The sequence below is a fragment of the Streptomyces sparsus genome (assembly GCF_054776295.1).
In genome coordinates this window covers 1-7,060 of sequence record NZ_BAAHCA010000183.1, presented here as the reverse complement: position 1 = coordinate 7,060, position 7,060 = coordinate 1, and the positions used below count along the sequence as shown (strand labels likewise).

The 7,060-nt window shown below is 70.9% G+C and carries 7 protein-coding genes and 1 pseudogene; 6 read left to right on the top strand and 2 right to left on the bottom strand.

Annotated features, from left to right (window positions below; all coding sequences use genetic code 11):
* The 4 genes and pseudogenes from ACYVE9_RS11490 to ACYVE9_RS11475 all read left to right on the top strand — a co-directional run.
* Positions 1-349: pseudogene (locus tag ACYVE9_RS11490) on the top strand (1-aminocyclopropane-1-carboxylate deaminase); the annotation flags it as partial.
* A 9-nt stretch (positions 350-358) separates the two neighbouring features.
* Positions 359-850 carry a GNAT family N-acetyltransferase gene (locus tag ACYVE9_RS11485; RefSeq protein WP_461027687.1) on the top strand — a complete coding sequence of 164 codons (492 nt, stop codon included), beginning with the start codon at positions 359-361 and terminating at the stop codon, positions 848-850.
* 237 nt (positions 851-1,087) lie between these two features.
* The gene (locus ACYVE9_RS11480) at positions 1,088-1,495 is read left to right on the top strand and encodes an ATP-binding protein (protein ID WP_461027686.1); all 408 of its coding nucleotides are present in this window, start codon (positions 1,088-1,090) and stop codon (positions 1,493-1,495) included.
* Positions 1,496-1,533: 38 nt separating this feature from the next.
* Positions 1,534-2,478: an RNA polymerase sigma factor SigF gene (locus tag ACYVE9_RS11475; RefSeq protein ID WP_461027685.1), complete on the top strand. Its 945-nt coding sequence runs from the start codon at positions 1,534-1,536 to the stop codon at positions 2,476-2,478.
* 166 nt (positions 2,479-2,644) lie between these two features.
* Here ACYVE9_RS11475 and ACYVE9_RS11470 read toward each other — a convergent pair whose 3' ends face one another.
* Positions 2,645-3,085: a hypothetical protein gene (locus ACYVE9_RS11470; protein WP_461027684.1), complete on the bottom strand. Its 441-nt coding sequence runs from the start codon at positions 3,083-3,085 to the stop codon at positions 2,645-2,647.
* A gap of 83 nt (positions 3,086-3,168) precedes the next feature.
* On the opposite strand from ACYVE9_RS11470, the gene ACYVE9_RS11465 reads away from it, so the two are divergent.
* A complete protein-coding gene (locus ACYVE9_RS11465; protein ID WP_461027683.1) occupies positions 3,169-4,137 on the top strand; it encodes a diacylglycerol/lipid kinase family protein in 969 nt (322 codons plus the stop codon).
* 323 nt (positions 4,138-4,460) lie between these two features.
* Entirely contained in the window at positions 4,461-4,718 is a 258-nt protein-coding gene (locus ACYVE9_RS11460; protein ID WP_028427873.1) for a WhiB family transcriptional regulator, read from the top strand.
* Between the two features lie 163 nt (positions 4,719-4,881).
* On the opposite strand, the gene ACYVE9_RS11455 is transcribed toward ACYVE9_RS11460, so the two are convergent.
* On the bottom strand, positions 4,882-6,366 hold the full coding sequence (locus ACYVE9_RS11455; protein WP_461027682.1) for a histidine kinase N-terminal domain-containing protein: 1,485 nt from the start codon (positions 6,364-6,366) through the stop codon (positions 4,882-4,884).
* Positions 6,367-7,060: the final 694 nt, after the last annotated feature.

Genomic DNA, 7,060 nt, shown 5'->3' with positions numbered 1-7,060 from the left:
GGTCGCCTGCGGCACGGGCGGCACGCTCGCCGGGCTCGCGGCTGGCGGCCCGCCGGCGCTCGGCTTCCCGGTGCTCAGGGGCGGCTTCCTCGACGCGGAGATCACCGCGCTGCAGACGGCGGCGTACGGCGGACGTCGGGGCGAGTGGCGGCTGGACGACCGCTTCCACTGCGGTGGTTACGCCCGCGGCACTCCCGAGCTGGAGCGGTTCGCCGCGGACTTCGCCCACCGGCACCCGCTCGTGCCGGACCGGATCTACGTGGCCAAGATGCTGCTCGGGGTCACCACGCTCGCCGAGGAGGGCGCCTTCCCTCCGGGCACCACGGTCGCCGCGGTGGTCACCGGTTAGCCTTTGACCATGATCCGAGCCGCCACCCCCGCCGACGTGCCCGTCATCGCGGGCATGATCCGCGAACTCGCGGAGTACGAGCGCGCGGTCGAGCACGCCAGGGCGAGTGAGCAGCAGTTGCACGACGCCCTGTTCGGGCCGCAGCCGGCGGTGTTCGCGCTGATCGCCGAGGACGACGGGGGCACTCCGGTGGGCTTCGCCTGCTGGTTCCGCAACTTCTCCACCTGGACCGGCACCCACGGCGTGTACCTGGAGGACCTCTACGTCCGTCCGGAGGCCCGCGGCGGTGGCCACGGGCGTGCGCTGCTCGCGGCACTCGCCGCGATCTGCGTGGAACGGGGCTATGAGCGCTTCGAGTGGTGGGTGCTGGACTGGAACAAGCCGTCGATCGACTTCTACGCCTCGCTGGGCGCGGAGCCGATGGACGAGTGGACGGTCTTCCGGATGAGCGGCGAGCCGCTGCGGGAGCTGGCCCGGAGGGCCGACGGCAACGCTCTGTGATACTGGCGGAATTGATGCACAAAAAGGCTAGCCACACACAGTACCCATGTGTTTACTATGGGTGACGTTCACGGTATGAGGTGGCGTGCTTCCGTCCAGGCGACAGCATGCCACGGATCACGATAGCGTCGCAGGCGAACCGTCTGCCACGCTGGACGGCTCCGCCCCCGCAACAAGGGGGCAGCCGGTCCGACTTTCGTGGCAGCTCAACCAGATTGTGCCACCTTGGAGGTGAGGGTGTCCCAGATCGTAGGTGGGGAGCAGGACTTCGTCGAGGTCCGGCTGCCCGCGGCGGGTGCCTATCTTTCGGTGCTGCGAACGGCCACGGCCGGTCTCGCGGCCCGCTTGGACTTCACCCTCGACGAGATCGAGGATCTGCGCATCGCGGTCGATGAGGCCTGCGCGATCCTGCTACAGCAAGCCGTGCCGGGCAGTGTGCTCAGCTGTGTCTTCAAGTTGGTCGGGGACTCACTGAGAGTGACGGTGTCCGCGCCGACTACAGATGGTCGCGCTCCCGAGCGTGACACGTTCGCCTGGACGGTGCTCTCCGCCCTTGCGGGAGAGGTCGACTCCGCAGTCGCTGAGGACCGCACGGTCAGCATCAGTCTGCACAAGAAGCGCGGCGCTGGTCCCGGGGCATCGTGACGGATGCCGAGGGGCCGGCACGGGACGAGGGGGCCGGTATGAACCACCTGGAGCACGACGCGCCGGTCGGCCGTCACGAGATGGCGGCGGACTCGGCGATCCCGGAGCAGCACGCTCGGCCGCACCCGGCCGACCCCAGCCAGCGAGTGGAGCAGCCGGAGCAGGCGGACCCCATGGAGCAGCACCAGCCAAGCCGGAACGGGCGGAACGGCCGGCACCCCGCGGACCCGCAGGACCGCAGTGGGGCGCGTGCCCTCTTCATCGAGCTCCGGGAACTCCCCGACGGCTCCCCGGAGCGGGCGGAGCTGCGCAACACCCTGGTGCGCATGCACCTGCCGCTCGTGGAACACCTCGCCCGCCGGTTCCGCAACCGCGGCGAGCCGCTGGACGACCTGACTCAGGTGGCCACCATCGGCCTGATCAAGTCGGTGGACCGCTTCGACCCCGAACGCGGGGTGGAGTTCTCCACGTACGCCACACCGACGGTCGTCGGTGAGATCAAACGTCACTTCAGGGACAAGGGCTGGGCGGTGCGCGTGCCGCGCCGGCTCCAGGAGCTGCGGCTGTCCCTCTCCACGGCGACGGCCGAGCTGTCCCAGCAGCACGGCCGGGCACCCACCGTGCACGAGTTGGCGGAGCGGTTGGCCATCTCCGACGAGGACGTCCTGGAGGGCCTGGAGTCGGCCAACGCCTACAGCACCCTGTCGCTGGACGTGCCGGACACCGACGACGAGTCGCCGGCCGTCGCCGACACCCTCGGCGCGGAGGACGACGCCCTGGAGGGGGTCGAGTACCGGGAGTCGCTGAAGCCGCTGCTGGAGGAGTTGCCGCCGCGGGAGAAGAAGATCCTGCTGCTGCGCTTCTTCGGCAACATGACCCAGTCCCAGATCGCGCAGGAGGTCGGCATCTCGCAGATGCACGTCTCCCGGCTGCTGGCCCGCACCCTGGCCCAGCTGCGCGACCGGCTGCTCATCGAGGAGTGACCCGGGTCGAGGAGTGACACGACTCGAGGGATGACGCGAAGGGCCGCGGGCGCTGACAGCCCCGCGGCCCCGTTTCCTCCCCGGCGGCATACCGACCCTCCGGCGCACCGACCGTCCGGCCAGGACGCGCGTCTCTCCTCCGCCGCGTCAGTCCGCCGGCCAGGTGTCAGTCCGGCTGCGGGGTGGCGCCGAGCGCGGCGTTGCTGCGCGGGTGGAACAGGCACACCAGCACGGTGATCGCCACGGCGGCCAGCGCGAGCCCGCCCGCCACCCAGAGACCCTCGCCGCTGCCCATCTGCCAGCCCACCGGGAGGGCGAGCAGCTGCACGAAGACGGCCGGGCTGCGGCTCCAGCGGCGGAGGTGCCACAGACCGCGGGCCGCCAGCAGCGGCAGCAGGGCCAGCAGCAGGGCGGTCACGGCGCCGGCGAGGGCCTGGGTGACGCTGTCGGGCCGGCTGCCCACCAGGAGCAGCACCAGCATCGCCGTGCCGCCGCCGGCCACCACAAGACCCTCCAGGGCCAGCAGCGCGGCGGCGAGCGTGATCCGCGTCGGTCGTTCGGCGGTGGCGGAGGTGACGGCCTCGCCGGTCCCAGGGTCCGTACTCACCCCGTCAGGGTAGCCGGGCCGCGCGGGCCGTCGACCGGGCCGGGGTTGGGCTGCGCAGGTCGGCGGTCTGTAATCTGCACTCCATGCGCGCACTCCTCGTGGTCAATCCCAAGGCAACCACCACCAGTGCGCGCACCCGGGACGTGCTCACCCACGCGCTCGCCAGCGATCTGAAGCTGGAGGTGGCCACCACCGAGTACCGGGGGCACGCCCGCGACCTCGCCCGGCAGGCCGCCGAGAACGGCGAGATCGAGCTGGTGATCGCGCTCGGCGGGGACGGCACCGTCAACGAGGTGGTCAACGGCCTGCTGCACCACGGCCCGGACGTAGAGGGGCTGCCCGGCCTCGCGGTGGTGCCCGGCGGGTCGACCAACGTCTTCGCCCGGGCGCTGGGGCTGCCCAACGACGTGGTCGAGGCCACCGGCGCCCTGCTGGACGCACTGGAGGCCGGCCGTACCCGCACGGTCGGTCTGGGCCGCGCGGCGGGCACACCGGACAGCGCGGACGCGGAGGTGCCGACGCGCTGGTTCACGTTCTGCGCCGGTTTCGGCTTCGACGCGGGAGTGGTCGGCCGGGTCGAACAGCAGCGGGAGCGCGGCAAACGTTCGACGCACGCGCTCTACGTCCGGCAGGTGCTGCGGCAGTTCGTCACGGAACCGCACCGCAGACAGGGCACCATCACGCTGGAGCGGCCGGGGGCGGCACCGGTGGAGGGGCTGGTGCTTTCCATAGTCTGCAATACGGCTCCCTGGACCTATCTGGGGAACCGTCCGGTGTACGCGGCTCCCGAGGCCTCCTTCGACACCGCGCTCGACCTGCTGGGACTCGCACGGCTCTCGCCCGCGGCGGTCACCCGTTACGGCACTCAGTTGTTGGCTTCCGGCCCAGGTCGGGGGCCTCACGGCAAGCACGCGATCACCCTGCACGACGAAACCGACTTCACCTTGCATTCGCAGGCTCCACTGCCGTTTCAGGTGGACGGTGACCACCTGGGACTGCGTTCCAGCGTGACCTTCACAGGCGTACGCCGTGCACTGCGTGTGATTGTGTAAGTCGAACGGCCGAAAGTCCTTATAGTCGAACGTTTAGACCAGCCTCCACCCACTAGAAGTACGGCTGTGAGCCAGGCGACACCAAGGAATCAAAAAAAACTTGCCAGAAGGGGTTGTATCCGTCGCCGAGGTTTGCGAGTCTCTTCATGGCGATCGGGACAGCCCTTCAGGTGGGCCCCTTGAGAGCCTGAATCCCCTCCACATCTCAGTGGGACCCTCATCACAGTTGCTGGGCACCCCCTTCCCTTGTGGTGGGATTCGTGAAAGCGTTCACATTCACAAGCAACACAGCCGCAATGCAATGCGTAGGAGATGGAGCAGCCATGGACTGGCGTCACAACGCCGTTTGCCGCGAAGAAGACCCCGAGCTCTTCTTCCCCATCGGCAACACCGGTCCTGCGCTGCTGCAGATCGAGGAAGCCAAGGCCGTCTGCCGCCGCTGCCCCGTCATGGAGCAGTGCCTGCAGTGGGCCCTGGAGTCCGGTCAGGACTCCGGTGTATGGGGTGGCCTCAGTGAGGACGAGCGCCGCGCGATGAAGCGCCGCGCCGCCCGCAACCGGGCGCGCAAGGCAACTGCCTGACGCCCAGCCCGGCCACCTGCTGTCCCGAGCCGCAGCGCGCAGATCCCCGGTGCGCCCGCACGACGTCAACCCCGAGCCCCGGCCCGTCACTTCGGTGAACGGTCCGGGGCTCGGTCGTGCCCGGGACCGGGCATCGACCGTCCCGGGTGCCCGCTACCGGCGGTCAGCGGGCACCGGCGGGTACGGGCAGGTCCAGCACCACCCGGGTGCCGTGCTCCGGAGCCGGCACCATGTCGAACGTGCCGCCCAACTCGCCCTCCACCAGGGTCCGGACGATCTGCAGGCCGAGGTTTCCGGCGGTCCGCGCGTCGAACCCCTCGGGCAGCCCCCGGCCGTTGTCCTGCACGCTCACCAGCAGCCGGGCCTCCTCACGGCCCGCTCCCCCGCCGCGCACCGCGCCGACCTCCACCGTGCCCCGCTCCCCGGGACCGAAGCCGTGCTCCAGGGCGTTCTGCAGCAGCTCGGTCAGGACCATCGACAGCGGAGTGGCGATCTCCGCGTCCAGGATGCCGAACCGTCCGGTGCGCCGCCCCGTCACCCGGCCCGGTGAGATCTCCGCGACCATCGCCAGCACCCGGTCGGCGATCTCGTCGAACTCGACCTTCTCGTCGAGGTTGTGGGACAGCGTCTCGTGCACGATCGCGATCGAGCCGACCCGCCGCACCGCCTCCTCCAGCGCCTCCCGCGCGCTGCTCTCCCCGGTCGCCCCGATGCGGCGGGCCTGGAGCCGCAGCAGGGCGGCGACGGTCTGGAGGTTGTTCTTCACCCGGTGGTGGATCTCCCGGATGGTGGCGTCCTTGGTGATCAGCTCCCGTTCCCGGCGGCGCAGTTCGGTGACGTCGCGGAGCAGCACCAGCGACCCGATGCGGGTGCCCTTCGGCTTCAGCGGGATGGCCCGCAACTGCACCACGCAGTCGTTGCCCTCGATCTCCGCCTCCCGCGGCGCCCAGCCACTGGCCAGCGTGACCAGCGACTCGTCCACCGCTCCGCGGGCGGGGGCCAGCTCCGCGGTGGCCTGTCCCAGGTGCATGCCCACCAGGTCGGCGGCCAGGCCGAGCCGGTGGTAGGCGGAGAGCGCGTTCGGGCTGGCGTACTGGACGTGCCCGTCCGCGTCGAGCCGGATCAGCCCGTCCCCCACCCGAGGGGAGGCGTCCATGTCCACCTGCTGGCCCTGGAACGGGAAGGCGCCGGCGGCGATCATCTGCGCCAGGTCGGAGGCGCTCTGCAGGTAGGTCAGCTCCAGGCGGCTGGGCGTGCGGACCGTCAGCAGGTTGGTGTTGCGGGCGATGACACCGAGCACCCGGCCCTCCCGGCGGACCGGGATGGACTCCACCCTGACCGGGACCTCCTCGCGCCACTCGGGATCGCCCTCTCGCACGATCCGGCCCTCGTCCAGCGCCGAGTCGAGCAGCGGCCGGCGGCCCCGCGGCACCAGGTGGCCGACCATGTCGTCCTGGTAGGAGGTCGGGCCGGTGTTGGGACGCATCTGCGCCACCGAGACGTAGCGGGCGCCGTCCCGGGTGGGCACCCACAGCACCAGGTCCGCGAAGGACAGGTCCGACAGCAGCTGCCACTCGGAGACCAGCAGGTGGAGCCACTCGAGGTCGGTTTCACCGAGCGCGGTGTGCTGGCGGACGAGATCGTTCATGGAGGGCACCCAGGGAGCCTAACCGGCACTCGGGTGACATCGTTGCGTCCGCCCTCTGTCCCTACCGGCTCTTGTGCGCAAGAATCGACGTCGAAGCCCCGGGACGGCGGCCCGTCCGTTCAAGCCCTGCACACCGTGAGGAACCGTGCACAGCGCGAACGGCCCCTCGCCGGACGTGGACAGATCACAGTGGTCTAGTCCACAATGGGGTGGAACTCCATACTTCTGCTCTCCCCGCACAGGAGGGCAGAACCGAGATCCACGGTGCTCTCTGCCCTGACTGCGCCCGGATCTCCGATCGCTCCGGGCTGCGGTGCCGGACGGGCTGAGGGTCCCGTCCAGGCGCCGCGGCCCGAAGTGCGTACCGGGCCCTCGCGACGATCCCGGCCAGCCCACCGCCCGCGGAACGCCCGCCCGAAGGCCGCCGCCGGAACCCGCCCGTCCGGTCGTTCCGCGCCCCGCTCCCCGCCTCCCCCGACGCGCAGGTCGCCGGCCGCCGGGCGTCCGCCGGATTCGACTCTCGAAGCGATGGAAGACTCACGCATTCACATGCCCGAATCTTTGGCAGGGCCCTCGCCCTGCCTTCCCGCACCGGTACCCGCCCCTCGGGCGGCGGACCCGCGCCGGTGCCCGTCCGGCCTGCGGCCCTCCCCTCCCGGGCGAGCAGCACGAAGCCCGGGGCCGCCCCCCGGTA